The following is an 18,501-nucleotide window of genomic DNA, read 5'->3' as shown; positions in this document are numbered from 1 at the left end:
TCGTAGAAATGTTGATACAGTCCCTGCCAGACCTGTTTGGCACGGTAGGCGGGTTCTTTCCACTCTTTGAGTAGTTTGGTAAGTTCAGGGAAATCGAGATCGTATATAAGCATGAAGATATGATACCAGAGGTTACTTAACCAAATCGCTCAAACTATCGGCAATTAAATCTATCCTGGGCTTCCATTCATCCGCCTGTGCTTTGGTGGAAACTCCGCTCAACACCAGCGCGGATGGGCATCCCACGGATTGTCCCGCCGCGATATCTGTTTCAAGTCGGTCGCCAACCACAAGTGTTTCTTCCTTCTTTGTTCCCAATCTGTCCAAAGACAGTTCCATTAGAAATGGAAAAGGCTTGCCTGCCACCATTGGTTCAATGCCTGTCGCGGATGTGATCACAGAAAGCCATGAGCCATTCCCGGGGATCTCTCCACGCGGAGTGGGGAAGGTCATGTCGGTATTCGTTGCATAAAAAGGAATGCCCGCGCGCACAAGCAGGGTTGCTTCGGAAACTTTCATGAAACTAATGGTGCGGTCTATACCCATGACGAATGCTTCCGCTTTGGTCGCATCTTCAGTGGAGAGGATCTCAAATCCCTTTTCTTCCAGCGCCACGCGGATACCGTCCTCGCCGATCACGAATACCTTTGCCCCGCGCGGATGCTTCTGTGCGAGCATAAAGGCGATCCCCAATGCGGAGGTCACGATCTGCCAGGGTTCAACTTCCACGCCAAGTTCGTGTAATTTCTGCTGATACTCTTCGGGCGTCTTTGTCCCGTTGTTGGTTGCGAATACGAATTTCAATCCACGCTCGCGGATGCGATTGAATGTTGCTGGCAGGTCGCCGATGGGTGCGTCGCCTTTCCAGACCACGCCGTCCATGTCGAGAATAAGTGCTTTGATGTTTGAGGGAAGCATTTGATTTATGATTTCCGATTTGTGATTTTCGATTTACGATTTTGGATTTTACTTATGACTCTACTGCAAAAAGGTCTTACGCTTTTGAACTTCCTTCGTGAACTTAGTGTCCTTCGTGGTTAAAAAAGGTTTTTGCAGTGGACTCACTTATTGAATTTTTTCAAGAGATATTTCAAAACAGGTTTGTCGATCCACTCTGCAGTGGCGCGTTCTTCAAAGTTTTCGTTGCCAATGAATGCGGTAAACGCAGATTGAAAATCCACAGTCTTTTTCAAATAGCCTTGAGATTTCAAGATGACAGCCATTTGTTCGAGTGTCTTTCCTTTCACTGCCGCGCGCTCGTTCTCTGGGCTTTTACCGAAATAAAGTTGATGAAGCTCGATCAATTCACCCAAACGCGGAACCGGGTCTTCGTGGTCATCCACACGGTAATCGATCCAGCGGTCAATGAATCCGCCATACCCGCCTTTGGGCTTGGCCACATAGATGGCCGCGGATTGACGTCCACGCCTGTCGCCGCCGGCGCGGTCCCCTGCGAGCAGCGCAGCAAATAAACGAGTCGGCAGGTCACCTTTGGTCGCCAGGAATTTCTTTTCCATGGCCGCTACAACTTTTGCTCCAGCCAATATATTGCCTTGAATGGCGTACCCTTTGCCTGTCACGCCGCCTGCCCAATCGAAACAGATATTGCCGGTAAAAGTCGCCGCGTTGCCTTTTGCGTCAACCAGCCCAACTTGGCGATGTTCTCTTTCGGGATCATCTTTCAACAAAAGTTCTAAAGTCTTTTTTGCGGATAATCCTTGTGACATCATCTCCAATCCGCGCGGACCGAAGGACGTGTTCGCAAACGATTGGGTTGCCACTGCTCCGATCCCTGCCTGCGCCCACGGCACAACTGCGCCGACTGCCGGGAACTTGGATGCCACAGCAACGCCCCATGTTTTTTCCTTTAAATCACATGCCACGATCGAGAATGTCATTTCAGCCTCCGTGTGTTGATTGTCTTTGAGCACGGTTATTATAAACGTAAGACCCCGAAGATTTCTCTTCAGGGTCTTATATTTGCAAAACTATTTTTTATTTTGCCACTTTTTCGGGCATCTCGATCATTTGGTCAACGAGACCGTAGTCCACAGCCTGTTGAGCATCAAGATAGTAATCGCGGTCAAGGTCGCGCTCGATCACTTCAAGCGGCTGGCCGGTGTGCTTCGCCATGATGCCGTTCAGCAAAGTCTTCAAGTGCATGATCTGCTTGGCTTGAATGGCGATATCCGTGGCCTGACCCTGCGCGCCGCCGAGAGGCTGGTGCATGTGGACGGTCGCATGCGGCAGGGCGTAGCGCCTGCCCTTCGTGCCGGCGGTCAACAACACGGTCCCGAAGGAAGCGGTCACGCCGACAGCCACAGTGCTGATCGGGTTCGAAATGATTTGCATCGTATCGTAGATTGCGAGGCCCGCATAGATCTGTCCGCCGGGTGAATTGATGTACATGCGGATTTCCTTGTCAGGATCTTCGTGGTTCAAGAATAACAACTGCGCCACGATCACATTCGCAACCTGGTCATCGATCGGTGTGCCAAGGAAGATGATCCGCTCTTTTAACAGAAGCGAATAAATATCATAAGCGCGTTCGCCGCGGCCCGTATTTTCAACAACCATCGGTACTACATTTTTAAAATCTGGAATCATATTTGTCTCCTTTTTTGATTGGGACAATGTTACACAAAACGTATTTGAATTTTATTAAAATTTGATAGGCATTGTCAATGCGATATTCGTGCGCGCATCCGGCTTCGCCGCTGCCTGTCAGCCATTAAAACGCAGTTCTTACTCTGCAGGCTTTTCCTGCTCAGACTCAACTGGAGCAGATTCTTCTTGAGCAGATTCTGCTTCAACAACTTCTTCTTCAATCGCTTTTTCTTCAACGGGCTTGTACTCTCCCATTGCAATGCTCTTGATCATATTGAGCGCCTGTTGGGTCATCACGCGGCTGGCGGCATCCATCGCAATGGATTGGCTCAATTCCTTTTGTCCTTTTTTGCCGCCGCGGATCTTGCTGAAATCCATGCCCTGTTGGGCAAGGCTGTTTAGGGTGTTATTGTATTCAGCGTCAAGCATGTCATTGTCAAGCTGAATGTTTTCCTTGCGCACGATCTCATCGAGGATCAAGCCGCGCTCAAGACGTTTCCTGGCAACGGGGTTGACTTCCTCTGCGATAAATTGCTCGCGGGTCGTTTTGCGGACTTTGAAATAGGTGTCCAGGTCCATGCTTTGCTGGGCAAGTCTGTTGGAGAGATCTGAAAGCACATGTTCGCCTTCATGCTCAAGCGTGTGCTCATGATATTTGATCGTTGCAGTGGCCTTGATCTGTTCGATCAGTTCCACGAAGTATTTATCGTCATAATCAGCTTGCGATTTTGCCTTGACGTCGTTCCGCACGGCTTCAGTAAGTGCATCAATGGTTTCGCCGGCGCCGGTCATTTTGGCAAATTCATCATCGAGGTCGGGGAGTGTGACACCGCGCACGGTCTTGACTGTTACTTCGATCTCTGCGGTCTTGCCTTTCAGTTCTTCCACCTCCCAATCAACGGGAAATTCATGAGTGATGGTTTTGCTCTCGCCGGCCTTTAATCCCGCCAGTTCTTTAGCGAAACCGTTATAAGGCCATTCTGTATCGCGGTCTTCCTTGCGTACAAAAGTGGCAAAGCCGGTGCGGTTAAGTTCTGATGTTTCAGACTTAACATCCACCAGTACATAGTCGCCGACTTCAATGGGGCGGTCTACGTTTTCAGTGGTGGCGTACATCTGGCGCAGGTCTTCCATTGCCTTATCGAAATCAGCTTGTTCAGGAGCGGTCCATTCATAAGCTTTGCGGATCGAATGATATTCGCCAAGATCAACTTCGGGGGCGAGCGGTACCCTGAAGGTGAATTTTGGAGGCGTCAGGCTGTCCACTGACTCGAGTGTGCCAGCCGCGCCTGGATTAATATCCGCTTCTTTGAGGATATTGTTGTATTCCGCGTCGATCAGCAGGTCAACCGCTTGTTCGGTGATGGCGGGATCGCCATATGTGCGGACCACGATCTCGTAGGGCGCTTTGCCAGGGCGGAATCCCGCAATATTGCCGCGGGAGGCGATCTTGGTGGCGGCGCGGCGCTTATATACATTCATTTTGTCCTGATCGATTTCCACGATCAGCTTTACGGAATGGTCTTCCTGATACTGTTTTTCGATATTCAAAGTTTCCTCCAGGCTCAAAAGCCTCTAGACCTTTAAGTCTTATAATATTTAGTAGTGAGGACGGTGGGAGTCGAACCCACACGCCTTGCGGCACATGATCCTAAGTCATGCTTGTCTGCCAATTCCAACACGTCCCCGGACGGTCTTCTTAATGCATTAAGCGGGCGGAATTATACTGCCTATTTTGCAGATTTGTAAAATTATTTCGATTTTTGACCCGTAATTTTCAATACTTCCCTTTCACCGTTATAATTCCGCGAAATATTTACCATAGGAGAGTTTATCATGCCGATCGTTTCTGGAATCCCTGCGCCTGAGTTTGAGCTGTTGGATGACACCAGCACCCTGCGAAAATTATCTGACTATCGCGGCAGGCATGTGGTGCTGTATTTTTATCCCAAGGATGATACCCCTGGCTGCACAAAAGAAGCCTGTAATTTTCGTGATGATTATTCAGCCTACGACCAGGCTGGTGTGGTCATACTGGGAGTCAGCCCGGATTCTGTTAGATCGCACGTCAAATTCAAACAAAAATTTCAGCTTCAATTCCCGCTTCTGGCAGATGAAGAACATAAAGTCTCAGAACGATATGGTGTCTGGGGTCCCAAGAAATTCATGGGTAAGGAATATGTAGGCGTGCTGCGAACGACTTTTCTGATTGACAGGGATGGCATGGTCAAGAAGGTTTATGAGAATGTGCGTCCCGCGGAGCACAGCGCAGAGCTGTTAAAAGAATTATTGGGTTAAATAGGCAACTATGCAAAAATATAAGATTTGGGCGGGGACTTTCCTGCTCGTTATTCTGGGAGCATGTGCTTCGCCGACACCACCAGTTCCAGCGCCATTACAGCCAGCCGTGCATACTCAGCCACAGGCAGGTTCGACTGCGGCGACCGTGGTCGAGATAACCGCGCCTGTCTGGGTCGCCTCGCTTTCAGACGCAGTGAATGCCGCTCCATTGGTAAGTGGTGACCTGGTGATCGTTCCGACCGCTGATGGCATGCTTCACGTCCTTAAAGCAAAAACAGGTGAAATAGCCTGGGTCTATTCAGGTGAGGTGAAAGTTTGGGACGCATCCGTCAATGCGGATGAAACCAAAGTTTGCGCAGGGTTGGAAGGCCGCAAAGTGATCTGCCTGGATGTAAAGACAGGTGTTCCATTATGGACTGCCTCTCTTGAACTTGAAGTACAGTCCCGCATAGCGCTCACTTCTGACCGAGTGTTTGCTCCGACTACCCATGCCGGTCCCGGGCTGGAAACTGATTTTAATGCTCAAGCATCTTTGGTTGCATTGGATGCATCAAATGGGGCGGTTATTTGGCAAAGCCTTACAGAGAATTATATTTTGCGACGGCCCGTCGTGAATGGAAATATTGTTATTACCGGCGGAGCCTATCAATTACCCGAAAAGCCTGATGGCGAAGTTGCTACTGGAATCTACGCGTTTAATACGGAAGATGGCTCGTTGCTTTGGGAATACCGATCAAATGATGGGCTGCTGCGCTGGGTTGAATCTGATGATGACCTTGTCTTTTTTTCAGCGGCATCCGAGATCGTTTATGCGCTCAACTTGAACGACGGCAGGTTGCTGTGGCAGGATGGTCCCGGGTATTGGATGCAGTTCCCTGTGATGAATAATGGGCAAATATATTTTGGCAGCGGGGATGAAAATTTCCATGCTTATAACGCGTCAACTGGAGTTGAAACATGGTCACATATGATCGACCTGTCCTCGATTAACCAGATCGGTCGCCCCATCCTTCGTGATAACAGCATTTGGTTTAATTCGGTTACAGGCGAGATATATTCTTTGGATGTGAACAACGGTGAACGCCTTGCGACAATATATACAGAACAGTCTGCTCGAGTCGGCGGTGCGTTGTACGAATCGTTTTATATTATGGGTGACCCGCAAGGAAAGGTATATGCCTACTCTGTTCAATAAAGTTTTTTTTAAAAAGCCCCGCCGCCTTGTTGTCTTCGTTATTTTTTTGGCAATATTGATCGCATGTCAGCCGAAAAATGCTGATCTGAATCGCCCACTTGATGGGACTACATTACATCAGGTCTGGTCGCGGGATGTGGGTGAGCCGATCAACCATCCGCCGTTGAGGGTCGGGAATGTTTTGATTGTTGCGCCGATTGACAGGCCGCTTCTTGGGCTAAATGCGAAGACAGGTGAAACTCTTTGGTCTTTTGACCCCGGTGTGAGGATCTGGGACCGCGCGTATGCGAGTGATGGCAGGCGCCTCTTTCTTGGTATTCAGGATGGAAAATATATTGCATTAGATCCTTCCAATGGAAAAAAACTTTGGGAGGCATCCCTGGGGATCAATTCTCAAATGCCGCCTTTTATCTCGGACGGCGTGGCGTATGTGCCTACTACTTTTGCTGGCCCAGATACGCCCGGTGACCCGAATGGAAAAGCCGCTTTATTCGCGCTTTCAGTGGATGACGGGGAAATTCTTTGGTCGTTTGAAAGCGGTAATTATATTTTGCAAACCCCATATAAACAGGGTGACACAATTTATCTGGCTGGCAGTTTTTCATCGCCTAAGGTTGTTGATGAAGGCGGTCATATGCGGGTCTATGCACTTAATGCGAATAATGGTTCGGTCAAATGGGCTTATGAATCAGAGGATGGTTTTACCAAGCAAATTTATGCCACAGAAAATGTGGTTTCATATATTGCCTATCAAGATTTTCTAGTGGGCGTAGGTGCAAACAACGGCGAATTATTGTGGCGGAAAGATACCGGTAACTGGGTGCCGACTCTCGCGGGTTATCAGAATGTTGTTTATTACGGGTCAGCCAATACCGTGGTGCACGCCATTCAAGCCGACTCGGGCGAATCTCTCTGGACCTATAACATCCCTGAAGGAACTTTCAACTACCTGATTGGTGCGCCTGTATTGCTCGGCAACGAATTGGTATTCCTTACTCAGGTGGGCGAAATTTTCTCTCTCGATTCTACAACAGGCGAATTCCTTTGGCAGGTCAGTACTGGAATTGCTAATACAAGAGCAGGCTTGAGTGTTTATGACGGGTGGCTGTATATCGGCGGGGGAGATGGTCTGGTATATGGGTATTCTGATTATTAATTTTTTTCTATCTCTTTCAATAGATATATTACTTTCTTACCGTAATAAAAGACTATTAAACAAAAACTCACCCCGATTTCCTGGGGTGAGTTTTTGTTACTTATATTTGATTATTTCTTGACGCCCGCGAGCACCAAGGGGCCGTCGCGGTTTTCTTCAGTGATATCGAATTCGATGCCAGGGGGCATGCGGTTATTGCGGAGACGTTCACGGAGCTTGGAAGCGTCCCAGTGGAAATCGGTCTCGCCGATAGCGCTTGCGCCGAGGATGGAAACTCCTGGAGGAGCGGAGAGAGAATCAGCGCCGGTGACGATACCTTCGTAGGAAGACAGATCCATCTCGTGATAGGAGTTTTCGGTATTTCCGAAGTGGCAGCCTGTGCAGGCTTGCGAACCATCGAACCACATGCCAGCCTGAGTGAAGAAGGGCAGGACATCGCGCTCGAAGATGAGTTGTGCGCCGCCATATTCGAAGGCGTCCGTTTCTGGAGCGCCGGCATCGACCCAGGCACCGATCAGACTCGCACCGTTGAGGTCACAGCCATATTGACCGGCAAGGACTTTTGCGCCGTCAGCGCCGACTTCGACACACAGGCCGTCGCGGTTGCCTTCGGTGATATCGAAAGTCCAACCTGGGGGCATGCGGTTGTTGCGGAGACGAGAGCGGAGTTTGGAAGCGTTCCAATCGAAGTCAGTACCGCTGCCAGGTGGCTGCCGAGGATGGAAACTCCTGGAGGAGCGGAGAGAGAATCAGCGCCAAGCAGGATCCCCTCATAGGTGGTCAGGTTCATTTCGTGATATGAGTTTTCGGTGTTTCCGAAGTGGCAGCCAGTACAAGCCTGTGCGCCTTCGTACCAGACACCGTTTGTGGTGAACAATGGCAGGATATCTTTTTCAAATGTGCCATCGCAGGCAGAACCATCGTCGGCTGTGAAGGGGAATGCGTCTGCTTCAGGAGAGCCGGCATTGACCCAGTCGCCGATCAGGCTGACAGCTTTAACTTCACATTGACCCGTTCCGAATGCGGCCGCGGTTGATGAGCTAACTTCGACAGGTGCGCCGTGAAGCACCAAGGGGCCGTCGCGGTTTTCTTCAGTGATATCGAACTCGATGCCAGGGGGCATGCGGTTATTGCGGAGACGTTCACGGAGTTTGGAAGCATCCCAGTGGAAGTCAGTCTCGCCGATGGCTGAAGCGCCGAGGATGGAAACTCCTGGAGGAGCGGAGAGAGAATCAGCGCCGGTGACGATACCTTCGTAGGAAGACAGATCCATCTCGTGATAGGAGTTTTCGGTATTTCCGAAGTGGCAGCCTGTGCAGGCTTGCGAACCATCGAACCACATGCCAGCCTGAGTGAAGAAGGGCAGGACATCGCGCTCGAAGATGAGTTGTGCGCCGCCATATTCGAAGGCGTCCGTTTCTGGAGCGCCGGCATCGACCCAGGCACCGATCAGACTCGCGCCGTTGAGGTCACAGCCATATTGACCGGCAAGGACTTTTGCGCCGTCAGCGCCGACTTCGACACACAGGCCGTCGCGGTTGCCTTCGGTGATATCGAAAGTCCAACCTGGGGGCATGCGGTTGTTGCGGAGACGAGAGCGGAGTTTGGAAGCGTTCCAATCGAAGTCGGTACCGCTGCCGGCTGCTGCGCCGAGGATGGAAACTCCTGGAGGAGCGGAGAGAGAATCAGCGCCAAGCAGGATCCCCTCATAGGTGGTCAGGTTCATTTCGTGATATGAGTTTTCGGTGTTTCCGAAGTGGCAGCCAGTACAAGCCTGTGCGCCTTCGTACCAGACACCGTTTGTGGTGAACAATGGCAGGATATCTTTTTCAAATGTGCCTTTGTAGCTATTGCCATCGTTGCCGGTGTAACTGAACTCTTCTGTTTCAGGAGAGCCGGCATTGACCCAATCGCCGATCAGGTCGACGGCATGAGCAGCATCCCCAGGTGTGGATGCTGATGCCTCTGCTGGTTTGTTCTCTTCCGGCTCAGGCGTTGTGGTGGGGGGGACTTGGGTTTGTGTTGGAGCTAACGTTGCGAAAGGCGGCATTGTGGCACTGCCTCCACATGCAGCCAACACGATCGATCCTATGGTGAACATAGCACCGAGGATCATGAACAGGAATGACTTTCGTTTCATAACATTCTCCTCTCCCAGGAATTTTAATTTGTCATTAATAATATGACGACGGCATTATAGCAAGCATGTCGTAAAATACAACCTTTTTGATGTGCTTTGTGAAAAAATACTCGTTACGGAGAGAAGGCTAAGGAAAAATTAAGCTTGTGTTAAGCTGTACAAATCAGATGAAAAATAGTGACAAATAGATTAATGTTTGGTAAAACTGGGCAGTTTGTTAAGCTGGGTTGGGATTTCCCATATGCTATTTTGAGGAGAGAGCTATGCGACATTTTGTTATAGTGGGAGTATTGGTCATTCTGGTGGCTGGTCTCACATATATCGGGTTGGATTCAATGGGCTTAATGCCAATTGCGGCAAGCGCTCAAGCCATACCGATCGATTGGATGTGGAATTGGCAGGTGGTTGCCATTTCATTTCTTTTTTCACTGATCATTGTGCCGATGATCTACAGCATGATCGTCTTTCGGCGCAGAAAAGGTGATACCACTGACGCTGAACATATCGAAGGCAATACCAATCTGGAGATCGCGTGGACCGTGCTTCCCCTGTTTTTGGTATTGACTTTTGCTTATATGGGAGCATTCTCTTTGGGGGAAATGCGCCGTGCGGATCCAAATGCGATGATCATCAAGGTGTCTGGCCAGCAATGGACCTGGACCTTTGAATATCCAGAGACCGGGGTGGTTTCCTCTGAATTGCATTTGCCGTTGAACAGGCAGGTTTTGTTAATGATGGAATCCAAGGATGTCATCCATTCGTTTTGGGTGCCGGAATTTCGCGTCAAACAGGATGTTGTGCCGGGGCGCATAACCGAGTATAGGATCACACCTTCATTGGTTGGCACATATATGGTTCGTTGTGCTGAAATTTGCGGAACATCGCATGCTTATATGGAGTCGAAGGTGATCGTGGATGATGTGGCAATATTTGACGCGTGGATGGTTGAACAAGCTGAACTCGCTGCGATAAAGACGCCGGAAGGAATGGGAAAGCAATTGGTTACTGCCAATGGTTGTTTGGGGTGCCACTCGATTACCAGTGTTTCCCTTGCCACGGCTCCCACCTGGTTCGGATTGTATGGCGCTGAAGTTCCGCTGGCTGATGGTACGACGGTCATTTCAGATGACGCTTATATTGCCGAGTCAATTCTTGCTCCGAAGGCCAAGGAAGTGGCGGGTTATTCTCCGACCATCATGCCTGCGTTTACATTGACCGATGAAGAGATCGCAAACATCATCGCTTACATGAAGACCTTAAAATAAGATGGCGGAGGATTAAAAGATGAAGAACTTCTTTTCGACCGCCCTTGCGCGTGGTTTGTTCTGGCAGTTGATCGGTACTCTTGTAGGTGCTGGTTTGGTGACAGGCATTCGTGCGGCGATGGGCTTAAGTACTACTGATACATTCTTTTTTACAGAACCCGCGTGGGTATTGGGAGCCTTTTTTGGTGTGCTCTTCTTCATTGGGGGCAGCGGCATAGTAACTGACTGGTTTAAATGGGCGCGCGGAATTGATACACCTGAACATCATGAAGACCACCTGACTGGCTGGCAGAAATATTTAAGTGTTTCCCTCGACCACAAAGTCATCGGTGTTCAGTATACGGTCACAGCGTTTGTGACCCTTGGTCTTGGCGGTATTTTCGCCCTGATCTTCCGCACCGAACTCGCCGCATCACAGTTGCAATTCCTGACTGTTGATATGAAACTGTTCGGTCAGAATGGTCCTCAACTGTATAACACCCTCATGTCTCTTCACGGCATGGTCATGATCGTCTCGATCCTATTGGGGATTGCCGGCATTATGAACTATGTTGTGCCGCTTTTACTTGGCGCGCAGGATATGGCATTCCCTCGTTTGAATGCATTTTCCTATTGGATCGCGGTACCTGCGGCGGTTCTTCTGATCATGAGCCTGATCCTTGGCGGTTTCGACACAGGTTGGACGGGATATCCGCCTCTTTCTGTTCGTGCTCCTGTGGGCGTGCAAATGTTTTTCCTTGGCGTATTTACAGCAGGCTGGTCATCCATTCTCGGCGCACTAAATGTGATCGTGACCGTTGTCCGTATGCGCTCAAAGGGAATGACAGCCATGCGGATGCCGATCCTGGTCTGGGCATCCATTGCAACCTCCATCATCTCCTTGACCGCCACTCAGTTGATCGGTCTGTCCTTCCAATTGGTGATGTTCCAGCGCCTTTTAGGGATGGGCTTCTTTGACCCAGCCAAAGGCGGCAATCCAGTGCTCTTTCAGCACCTTTTCTGGTTCTATTCACATCCCGCGGTTTATGTATTCGTTCTGCCCGGCTTAGGTGTGATCTCTGAGCTATTGCCTGTCTTTGCACGCAAACCATTGTTCGGTTATCGCTGGATTGCCATGTCTTCGCTGGGTATTGCGCTGGTGGGCTTCCTGGTTTGGGCGCACCATATGTTTACTTCAGGTATGAATGAATACTTGCGGGTACCGTTTATGTACAGCACTTTATTGGTGGCAGTGCCGACAGGCGTCAAATTCTTCTCCTGGCTGGCTACGATCTGGAAGGGGAAACTCTCCTACGAGACGCCGCTGTTATTCGTGATCGGCGCGATCGTTGTCTTCCTCATGGGCGGTTTGACCGGTCCCCCCAATGCCACTGTTTCAGTGGATCTACACCTTCACGATACCTATTTCATTGTGGGACATTTCCACGACACGATCTTTGGCGGATTTGTCTTCCCATTTTTTGCGGCTGTGTATTACTGGTTTCCCAAGGCGACTGGCCGCCGCATGAACGAGACCCTTGGCAAGATCCACTTTTGGATTATGACACCTTCGTTCTTTGTGATGACCCTGGGCATGATGCGCATCGGTTTGCTGGGTATGCGCCGCCGCATCGCAGATTACGACCCTGCCATGGGTTTTGATTCCACGCACCTTATTCTTACCATTACGGGCTACCTGATTTTCATTTCTGTATGTGTCTTCATTTACAACTTCTTCAACAGCATCAAGAATGGAGAAAAGGCTGAAGGCAATGTTTGGAATTCCCGCTCACCCGAATGGCAGGTCCCATCACCCATGCCTGCGCATAACTACGATCAACCATTTGAGGTTGTTGGTGAACCCTATGATTACGGTTTGCCCGGCTCGAAATATGTTGAATTCAGCGCTCCCACAAAGAGCAAGCATAAATAAAGGGGAGGGACTCACATGTCACATACACACGATAAATCTTCTGCTCTCAGTCAAGGCGTCGTAATCTTCATCTATCTCGCAGTCTTGACCGCTCTGGAATATTTTGTGGCGGTTACATTTTCCGCCGTCTCCATATTGGCTGTCGTGGCTGTCATCAAGCTGGCGCTGGTCATGTACTATTACATGCACATTTATAAGCTGAACGAGGAAGGAGAAAGCGATAGGGATTCTTACTCCTATAAGACCGGCTCGAACCGGCTCGGCCTGTGGCTGTTTCTGCTTTCTGACGCGTTCGTCTTTGCTGGTTTGTTGACCGTTCGCATTAACTTGCTTGGACTCACTCGTCCGCATTTGAACCAGATGCTCGGCTTGTTTGTGACCGTCGTCCTGCTAATCTCATCCTTCTTCATGAATCGCGGCGAGACCTTGATGGCGAACGGTGACAGGAAGGGCTTCCTCACCAACACCATGATCACCTTTGTGCTGGGGCTCGGATTCTTGCTTGGCGTTGTTGCTGTCGAATGGCCGATGGCTGCTGCCGAAGGCCTGACCGCCAGTAGCGGCGCGGCTGGCGCGGTTTTCTATATGATGACTGGTATGCATGCCTTCCACGTATTCACCGGGTTGGTTTTCCTGCTGATCGTGATGAATAACGCCCGCAAAAATGTCTACTCTGCTGAAAAGCATTGGGGCGTTGAAGCGGCAGCCGTCTACTGGCATTTCGTCGACCTGGTCTGGATCATCTTCTATCCCGCCTTGTATCTTATCGGGAAATTGCTGGCATAAATTCAGTTGAAAACTCTCATTATGGGACGGGTAATGAGAGTTTTATATTTGTGTTCAAATATTGCAGATTCTGGTATAAGTGAATAAATAACCATTTTGTCGGGGCGGCCTCAAGGTCGCCCCGATTTGGAGTGTTAAACAATAAATGAACACAAAGACTTTACGTACCGGCGTTTTTGTATTTGCGATTGTTGTTATATCCATCACCGTTGCTTTCTTATTTTCCAGTCAATCCGGGTTTCGCGGGACAACATACAATGAGCCATTTCCGCCCGCGCCAAATTTCGAATTGGCTCACGCAAGTGGAGATCTATTCCGCCTGAACGACCAGCGCGAGAAGATCGTTCTATTGTTTTTTGGATATACATCCTGTCCTGATGTATGTCCCACGACATTGGCTGAATTGAATCAAGCCCTGCAGAAAATCGGAAAAAAAGCAGAGTCCGTTCAAGTTATCCTTATCTCGGTTGACCCCGAGCGTGATACTCCGCAGAAGATACAGGAATATGTCGAACGCTTCAATCCCTCATTTATCGGTTTGAGCGGATCGATGGGGTCCCTGCAAAAAATATGGGATGATTATGGGATCTTCCGTGAGACGGTTGAGAGTGATGCCGGCCTTATTGTTAATCACACTGCGCGGGTCATCTTGATCGATAAGGATGTCAAAATGCGGCTCTCTTATGGTTTTGACACACCAGTGGAAGACATCGTTCACGACCTAGACCTTTTGTTGAAATAGCACGAACAGAAAGCGATCCCTATGCCTCCTCTCGTAACAATTATAAAAAGAATTTCCATTTCACTTTTGATCGGTCTTGTTATTGGCGCGCTGATCAACGAGATATCCTTCCTTTTCCTGCGGGAAACTGCTCGCGCTCCCAAGGTCGTCGAGCTTGTCATCCCTGACGGCACGGCAGAGCGTGTTGCCCGCGGCGAAACCCCGCCGGCCCTGCCTGATTCAATGACATTCGTTGTGGGTGATACCCTGCTTGTAAGGAATGAAGACAAAACTGATCATGAGCTTGGTCCATTGTGGATCCCCGCGGGCACATCTGCAAGCCTGGCTTTGGACTCGGCGCAATCCTACGCTTATAGCTGTTCGTTCCAGCCTGAAAAATATTTTGGAATGGATGTGCACGAACCCCTGACCTTCGGCACGCGTTTATATGGAATTTTATATTCCGGTTTGCCATTGGGCGGTTTGATCGCATTATATGTTGTCATCATGCCTGAGAAAAGAAAAGATAAAAAATGATCTTAAGGAAAATGTTCAGCCGTGCGTGGCTGTTAACGACTTTGCTGGTTCTTGCAGGAACTGCCTTCTGCGCGCGCATGGGCATCTGGCAGTTGGACAGGCTTGAAAAACGCCGCGAGTTCAACGCTCAAGTAGAGTCCATGCGCGCTGCAGAACCCTTGGACCTGAATAATAATTTGCCGTCCGATATCGGATTGATGGAGTGGCGCGCCGTCACTGTCTCCGGTGAATATGACCTTGAGAATCAGGTGGTCTTACGGAATCAGAATAACGGTGATCAATACGGATATCACCTGATCACCCCGCTTCTTTTCGACGGGGGAGCTGTTCTGGTGGACCGCGGCTGGATTCCCGCTGATGGAAATTCCGCCCCAGAAGACTGGCGCAAGTACGATGAATTGGGTCGGGTCAATCTGACGGGGCAGATCAGGATCGGGCAGGCGCTGCCAATTTTCGGCGGAGTGGCGGACCCGGAATTATCTTCAGGTCAAACCAGGCTGGATGCGTGGAATAACTTTAATGTGGAGCGTATCGCGAAGCAGATCCCATATCCGATATTAGGTGTTTATGTTCAGCCCAACGCGGACGATGAAAATTCAGCGCCGCCGATAGCGTTCCAGCCGGTGGTTGAATTGACCGAAGGCTCGCATTTTGGGTACGCGTTGCAATGGTTTTCGTTCGCGACCATCTTGTTTATTGGCTATCCATTTTATTTGAGAAAGCAGAAGCAGACTTCATGAAATACTCTCTTCGATCATCATTTGCCCGTTTGAACCTGGTGTTATTTGCCATTGTCTTTTTGCTGACCATTGTTGGGCGTATCGTAACGATCACCGGCGCGTGGGCTTTTTGTGTTGGCTGGCCTGTGTGTCTTCCAACCCAGCCCGTGGGGTATTGGAAACTATTGCATCTTGTTCTGGTGGGCGTTGCTTCGATCGTGATGATGATCGTTCTGCGAAAAGCCTGGCGTGAACAGCGCAGCCAAAATTTGCTCCTGCCCCTGACCACTGTGACTGGCGTCTTGTTCTTCGGTCAGGCATTTATTGGTGCAATTATCGTGACTCGCGCTTTTCCTTTGCATTTGGTGGTGCTGCACACCATGTCTGCCGTTGCTCTGTGGATCGCATTGGGGACGCTTGTTTTTGCTTCAGGCGTGCTTGCTAAAGACGCGCATGAAGTCGTGAAATTGGATTTTCGCCAGCGCGTAAAGGATTTCTTTATTTTATCGAAGCCGTTGATCGTGGCATTACTGCTGGTGACAACTTATAGCGGTTTGGTGGCGGGAAGCAAGGCCTGGCCCTCCGCTTCGCTCACGTTTTGGACTTTGCTCGGCGGCGCGTTAGCCGCGGCAGGTTCGAGCGCGTTGAATCAATATATCGACCGCGAGCTGGATAAGAACATGCAGCGCACCGCGAAACGCCCGCTTGCTGACGGGCGCTTGACCGCAGCCGAGGGACTATCCTACGGGCTCGCGCTTTCGTTGATCAGCTATTATGTGATGGCAGGCTTCGTAAACCTGCTGGCGGCTTTGTTGTCGTTGGTGGGTATTTTTTATTACGTGATCTTTTACAGTGTCCTGCTCAAAAAGGCCACGGTGCAAAATATTGTGATCGGCGGAGGCGCAGGCGCGATTCCCCCAATGGTCGGCTGGGCGGCCGCGACGGGTCATCTCGGTCTCGCGGCGTGGATCCTCTTCGCGATCGTATTCATGTGGACTCCGCCGCATTTTTGGGCGCTGGCAATCGTCCGTATGAAGGATTATGAAAAGGCGGGTGTGCCGATGATGCCTGTGGTACGCGGTGAAACTGAAACGCGCAGACACATCCTTGTTTACACCATTGAATTGGTGGCGGTCACATTATTGCTTCCCATTTTCAACCTGGCTGGGACGGTTTATTTGGTTTCATCGTTGGTGTTGGGCGGATTCCTGCTGTATGCCGCGTGGCGCGTCTTTAAAGTTGGCGGTAACAAGGTCGCATGGACGATGTATCGCTGGTCGAGTATGTACCTGGCATTTATCTTCCTGGCATTGATGATCGACGCGGTGGTGTAGTTACGTTCACATGTTCAAATGGTGGATGGTACGCCAGATTTAAATTTGTCGAATTGAAAAACGGCCTTGTTTCAAGTGACCGTTTTTTTTTCTTTATTTTCTCTTCAACAGATACGGCAAAATGACAGGGTCAAGCCGTTCAGGGTATCCATCCATTTGATAGGCAACCAGATATCCTTTATGCTCGTCCACTGAAAACGGCCAGGGTGTGACATTGATCTCGCCATCCTCCACATGATATTGGACATTAATCTCGGCATCTTCGTCATTACGCGGAAAAATGGAAATACTGCCAGATGCAGGCGCGTCGAAACAGAATTCGAATGAGAGGCGATCCAACAGGTCTGTGATTCTGTCCATGCGGTCGAACAGTGTTTTGGATAGGTGATGCTGATCGAGATAGTTCATCAATGGCTTGCGAGAATTCGGCTGTCAGGGCTTTGCGTGTTTCAGATGGGTCGTTGCTGGCAAGCCGTCGTATGTGGTATTTGACAATGGTATCCGCAACAACGTCGGAGCAGGGCATGTTAAATCCGCGCCGTGCAATGGGAAGCCATTCCTCGGCGGTCATGCCGCCAATGGGGGAGTTGTCCAAGTACCCATAACCGCGGTCATGCAGTCCCATCCCTGAGATTATGGATTTCTTTCAACGGGCGGATGATCGAACTGGTGATTGCTCCACAACATGGCAAGCGTCCCAACCAGCTTGAGATGCTCCGATTGCGGAGTGACGATCTGCCTTCGTTTTGATCTGAACATAGTTAATCTCCTTTTCAAATACTTCTAAAGTTTGACGGCAAATCCAATTTTACTGGAAGGAGTGAAAAATAAAAACGGTCTCGTGGACATGATGTCCGAGACCGTTTTTCCCATCACAATTCTTTGCTTTTCCACTTCTCCTGAATTTAACAAATCCCTTTGATGCCCCAAGCTCTGGCTCTCAGGTGAATCGAACCATCAGATTGGATCGGCAGGCCCGCACGGATTTTTTCTCGAAGGGTGGAACGAGACTCTTCGCTCAGGGACATTGCGTAACTTGGCGCGGGTCCCTGACCGCCCAGGAACGGCGACCAGTAATCATCGAAGTCGCGAAAGTTGGTTGGGACTTCAATGGGAATCACTTCCACGTGTTGAAAGCCAGCATCCTGAAAAAGCGCTTTCAAAGGCTCGGGTCTGGAATGCGGGAAACGTTTGACTTCGTCAATATCATGTACCTTCGGATCCAACGCGACAGCCGCATCCCAGAAGTGACGCATCATTTGCATGCCTTCCGCGTAATCCCACACGTAGCCAGCGACGATCCCTCCTTTGCGCGCGACGCGTCTCATCCCTGCGAGAGCCTGCTCGGGTTGTGGAATAAAGTTCAGGACGAGTCCCGACACAATGGCGTCAAACGGTCCAATATCGGAACGAAGAGATTGGGCGTCTCCCACTTCAAACTGTATTCTTTTATTTGCGATCTCACTGCTTGCGAATGTCACGAAGGCCTCCGAACGATCTAGGGCTGTGATGCCTGCGGGAGCCGATACTTCAAGAATAGTCTGGCTGAGCGCTCCAGTCCCGCAGCCGACATCCAGCCATTTGCTCCCAGCAGGGACCGCCAGCCATTTCAAGAACTCGCGTGCTACGAGGCGGCTCCAGCGGCCGACATATCGTTCATAAAGATCCCCATTCGCCCAATTATCTTTTATCTTCTTCAAATTCGCATTGTCATCCATACGCTACTCCTAAAGGAAATTACTTGACGACATTTGATAATGAATTTCAAAGTGGATTCTACTCTAAAGAGACTTTAAAAATAACGGTCTCGTTGACTTATATCCGAGAC

The 18,501-nt window shown here is 49.9% G+C and carries 19 protein-coding genes and 1 tRNA gene; 11 read left to right on the top strand and 9 right to left on the bottom strand.

Annotated elements, in window-relative coordinates:
- Positions 1–132: 132 nt before the first annotated feature.
- The 5 genes from IPL17_RS00290 to IPL17_RS00270 form a co-directional block, all read right to left on the bottom strand.
- Complete coding sequence (locus IPL17_RS00290) at positions 133–918, bottom strand: HAD-IIA family hydrolase (RefSeq protein ID WP_345305068.1); 786 nt, start codon at positions 916–918, stop codon at positions 133–135.
- Between the two features lie 143 nt (positions 919–1,061).
- Positions 1,062–1,898, bottom strand: a complete 837-nt coding sequence (locus tag IPL17_RS00285) for a DUF1028 domain-containing protein (protein WP_345305067.1) — start codon at positions 1,896–1,898, stop codon at positions 1,062–1,064.
- A 97-nt stretch (positions 1,899–1,995) separates the two neighbouring features.
- Entirely contained in the window at positions 1,996–2,607 is a 612-nt protein-coding gene (locus IPL17_RS00280) for an ATP-dependent Clp protease proteolytic subunit (RefSeq protein ID WP_345305066.1), read from the bottom strand.
- A gap of 138 nt (positions 2,608–2,745) precedes the next feature.
- Positions 2,746–4,158: a trigger factor gene (tig, locus tag IPL17_RS00275; RefSeq protein ID WP_345305065.1), complete on the bottom strand. Its 1,413-nt coding sequence runs from the start codon at positions 4,156–4,158 to the stop codon at positions 2,746–2,748.
- A gap of 55 nt (positions 4,159–4,213) precedes the next feature.
- Positions 4,214–4,295, bottom strand: a tRNA-Leu gene (locus tag IPL17_RS00270).
- Between the two features lie 148 nt (positions 4,296–4,443).
- Between IPL17_RS00270 and bcp the strand changes: the two genes are divergently transcribed.
- From bcp to IPL17_RS00255, 3 genes are read left to right on the top strand one after another with little or no spacing between them, the layout of a single operon-like run.
- Positions 4,444–4,905 (top strand): thioredoxin-dependent thiol peroxidase, encoded by a 462-nt coding sequence (gene bcp / locus IPL17_RS00265; RefSeq protein WP_345305064.1) that lies wholly within the window; start codon positions 4,444–4,446, stop codon positions 4,903–4,905.
- 10 nt (positions 4,906–4,915) lie between these two features.
- Positions 4,916–6,103, top strand: a complete 1,188-nt coding sequence (locus IPL17_RS00260; RefSeq protein WP_345305063.1) for a PQQ-binding-like beta-propeller repeat protein — start codon at positions 4,916–4,918, stop codon at positions 6,101–6,103.
- Positions 6,084–7,259 (top strand): PQQ-binding-like beta-propeller repeat protein, encoded by a 1,176-nt coding sequence (locus IPL17_RS00255; protein WP_345305062.1) that lies wholly within the window; start codon positions 6,084–6,086, stop codon positions 7,257–7,259. Before IPL17_RS00260 ends, IPL17_RS00255 begins: the two co-directional genes overlap by 20 nt.
- Positions 7,260–7,773: 514 nt before the next feature.
- Here the strand turns inward: IPL17_RS00255 and IPL17_RS00250 are convergent.
- Positions 7,774–9,399, bottom strand: a complete 1,626-nt coding sequence (locus IPL17_RS00250; RefSeq protein WP_345305061.1) for a hypothetical protein — start codon at positions 9,397–9,399, stop codon at positions 7,774–7,776.
- A gap of 263 nt (positions 9,400–9,662) precedes the next feature.
- Here IPL17_RS00250 and coxB point away from each other — a divergent pair, with 263 nt between their 5' ends.
- The 7 genes from coxB (at position 9,663) to IPL17_RS00215 (ending at position 16,673) form a co-directional block, all read left to right on the top strand.
- Positions 9,663–10,664, top strand: coding sequence for a cytochrome c oxidase subunit II (gene coxB / locus IPL17_RS00245; RefSeq protein WP_345305060.1), 1,002 nt, complete (start codon positions 9,663–9,665; stop codon positions 10,662–10,664).
- 19 nt (positions 10,665–10,683) lie between these two features.
- Positions 10,684–12,576: a cbb3-type cytochrome c oxidase subunit I gene (locus IPL17_RS00240; RefSeq protein WP_345305059.1), complete on the top strand. Its 1,893-nt coding sequence runs from the start codon at positions 10,684–10,686 to the stop codon at positions 12,574–12,576.
- A 15-nt stretch (positions 12,577–12,591) separates the two neighbouring features.
- Positions 12,592–13,362: a cytochrome c oxidase subunit 3 gene (locus IPL17_RS00235; protein WP_345305058.1), complete on the top strand. Its 771-nt coding sequence runs from the start codon at positions 12,592–12,594 to the stop codon at positions 13,360–13,362.
- A gap of 145 nt (positions 13,363–13,507) precedes the next feature.
- Positions 13,508–14,104 (top strand): SCO family protein, encoded by a 597-nt coding sequence (locus tag IPL17_RS00230; RefSeq protein WP_345305057.1) that lies wholly within the window; start codon positions 13,508–13,510, stop codon positions 14,102–14,104.
- A gap of 21 nt (positions 14,105–14,125) precedes the next feature.
- The gene (locus tag IPL17_RS00225) at positions 14,126–14,620 is read left to right on the top strand and encodes a hypothetical protein (protein WP_345305056.1); all 495 of its coding nucleotides are present in this window, start codon (positions 14,126–14,128) and stop codon (positions 14,618–14,620) included.
- Positions 14,617–15,360, top strand: a complete 744-nt coding sequence (locus IPL17_RS00220; RefSeq protein ID WP_345305055.1) for an SURF1 family protein — start codon at positions 14,617–14,619, stop codon at positions 15,358–15,360. The genes IPL17_RS00225 and IPL17_RS00220 overlap by 4 nt, the downstream gene beginning before the upstream one ends.
- Positions 15,357–16,673, top strand: a complete 1,317-nt coding sequence (locus IPL17_RS00215; RefSeq protein WP_345305054.1) for a heme o synthase — start codon at positions 15,357–15,359, stop codon at positions 16,671–16,673. The genes IPL17_RS00220 and IPL17_RS00215 overlap by 4 nt, the downstream gene beginning before the upstream one ends.
- A 93-nt stretch (positions 16,674–16,766) precedes the next feature.
- Here the strand turns inward: IPL17_RS00215 and IPL17_RS00210 are convergent, their stop codons facing one another.
- A complete protein-coding gene (locus tag IPL17_RS00210) occupies positions 16,767–17,081 on the bottom strand; it encodes a DUF3891 family protein (RefSeq protein ID WP_345305053.1) in 315 nt (104 codons plus the stop codon).
- Between the two features lie 2 nt (positions 17,082–17,083).
- On the opposite strand from IPL17_RS00210, the gene IPL17_RS00205 reads away from it, so the two are divergent.
- Positions 17,084–17,278, top strand: coding sequence for a hypothetical protein (locus IPL17_RS00205; protein WP_345305052.1), 195 nt, complete (start codon positions 17,084–17,086; stop codon positions 17,276–17,278).
- Between the two features lie 28 nt (positions 17,279–17,306).
- On the opposite strand, the gene IPL17_RS00200 is transcribed toward IPL17_RS00205, so the two are convergent.
- Positions 17,307–17,432, bottom strand: coding sequence for a hypothetical protein (locus tag IPL17_RS00200; protein WP_345305051.1), 126 nt, complete (start codon positions 17,430–17,432; stop codon positions 17,307–17,309).
- Positions 17,433–17,578: 146 nt separating this feature from the next.
- Positions 17,579–18,391: a methyltransferase domain-containing protein gene (locus IPL17_RS00195; RefSeq protein ID WP_345305050.1), complete on the bottom strand. Its 813-nt coding sequence runs from the start codon at positions 18,389–18,391 to the stop codon at positions 17,579–17,581.
- Positions 18,392–18,501: the final 110 nt, after the last annotated feature.

This window comes from Candidatus Villigracilis saccharophilus, assembly GCF_016711665.1.
Note: the sequence above shows the minus strand (reverse complement) of the source record. Positions and strands in the feature narration are given on the sequence as shown.

Bases quoted from the DNA above. Each gene is read 5' to 3' on its own strand.
- IPL17_RS00290 (WP_345305068.1), bottom strand. From the start codon at position 918: ATGCTTCCCTCAAACATCAAAGCACTTATTCTCGACATGGACGGCGTG.
- IPL17_RS00285 (WP_345305067.1), bottom strand. From the start codon at position 1,898: ATGACATTCTCGATCGTGGCATGTGATTTAAAGGAAAAAACATGGGGC.
- IPL17_RS00280 (WP_345305066.1), bottom strand. From the start codon at position 2,607: ATGATTCCAGATTTTAAAAATGTAGTACCGATGGTTGTTGAAAATACG.
- bcp (WP_345305064.1), top strand. From the start codon at position 4,444: ATGCCGATCGTTTCTGGAATCCCTGCGCCTGAGTTTGAGCTGTTGGAT.
- IPL17_RS00260 (WP_345305063.1), top strand. From the start codon at position 4,916: ATGCAAAAATATAAGATTTGGGCGGGGACTTTCCTGCTCGTTATTCTG.
- IPL17_RS00255 (WP_345305062.1), top strand. From the start codon at position 6,084: ATGCCTACTCTGTTCAATAAAGTTTTTTTTAAAAAGCCCCGCCGCCTT.
- IPL17_RS00250 (WP_345305061.1), bottom strand. From the start codon at position 9,399: ATGAAACGAAAGTCATTCCTGTTCATGATCCTCGGTGCTATGTTCACC.
- coxB (WP_345305060.1), top strand. From the start codon at position 9,663: ATGCGACATTTTGTTATAGTGGGAGTATTGGTCATTCTGGTGGCTGGT.
- IPL17_RS00240 (WP_345305059.1), top strand. From the start codon at position 10,684: ATGAAGAACTTCTTTTCGACCGCCCTTGCGCGTGGTTTGTTCTGGCAG.
- IPL17_RS00235 (WP_345305058.1), top strand. From the start codon at position 12,592: ATGTCACATACACACGATAAATCTTCTGCTCTCAGTCAAGGCGTCGTA.
- IPL17_RS00230 (WP_345305057.1), top strand. From the start codon at position 13,508: ATGAACACAAAGACTTTACGTACCGGCGTTTTTGTATTTGCGATTGTT.
- IPL17_RS00225 (WP_345305056.1), top strand. From the start codon at position 14,126: ATGCCTCCTCTCGTAACAATTATAAAAAGAATTTCCATTTCACTTTTG.
- IPL17_RS00220 (WP_345305055.1), top strand. From the start codon at position 14,617: ATGATCTTAAGGAAAATGTTCAGCCGTGCGTGGCTGTTAACGACTTTG.
- IPL17_RS00215 (WP_345305054.1), top strand. From the start codon at position 15,357: ATGAAATACTCTCTTCGATCATCATTTGCCCGTTTGAACCTGGTGTTA.
- IPL17_RS00210 (WP_345305053.1), bottom strand. From the start codon at position 17,081: ATGAACTATCTCGATCAGCATCACCTATCCAAAACACTGTTCGACCGC.
- IPL17_RS00205 (WP_345305052.1), top strand. From the start codon at position 17,084: ATGGCTTGCGAGAATTCGGCTGTCAGGGCTTTGCGTGTTTCAGATGGG.
- IPL17_RS00200 (WP_345305051.1), bottom strand. From the start codon at position 17,432: ATGTTCAGATCAAAACGAAGGCAGATCGTCACTCCGCAATCGGAGCAT.
- IPL17_RS00195 (WP_345305050.1), bottom strand. From the start codon at position 18,391: ATGGATGACAATGCGAATTTGAAGAAGATAAAAGATAATTGGGCGAAT.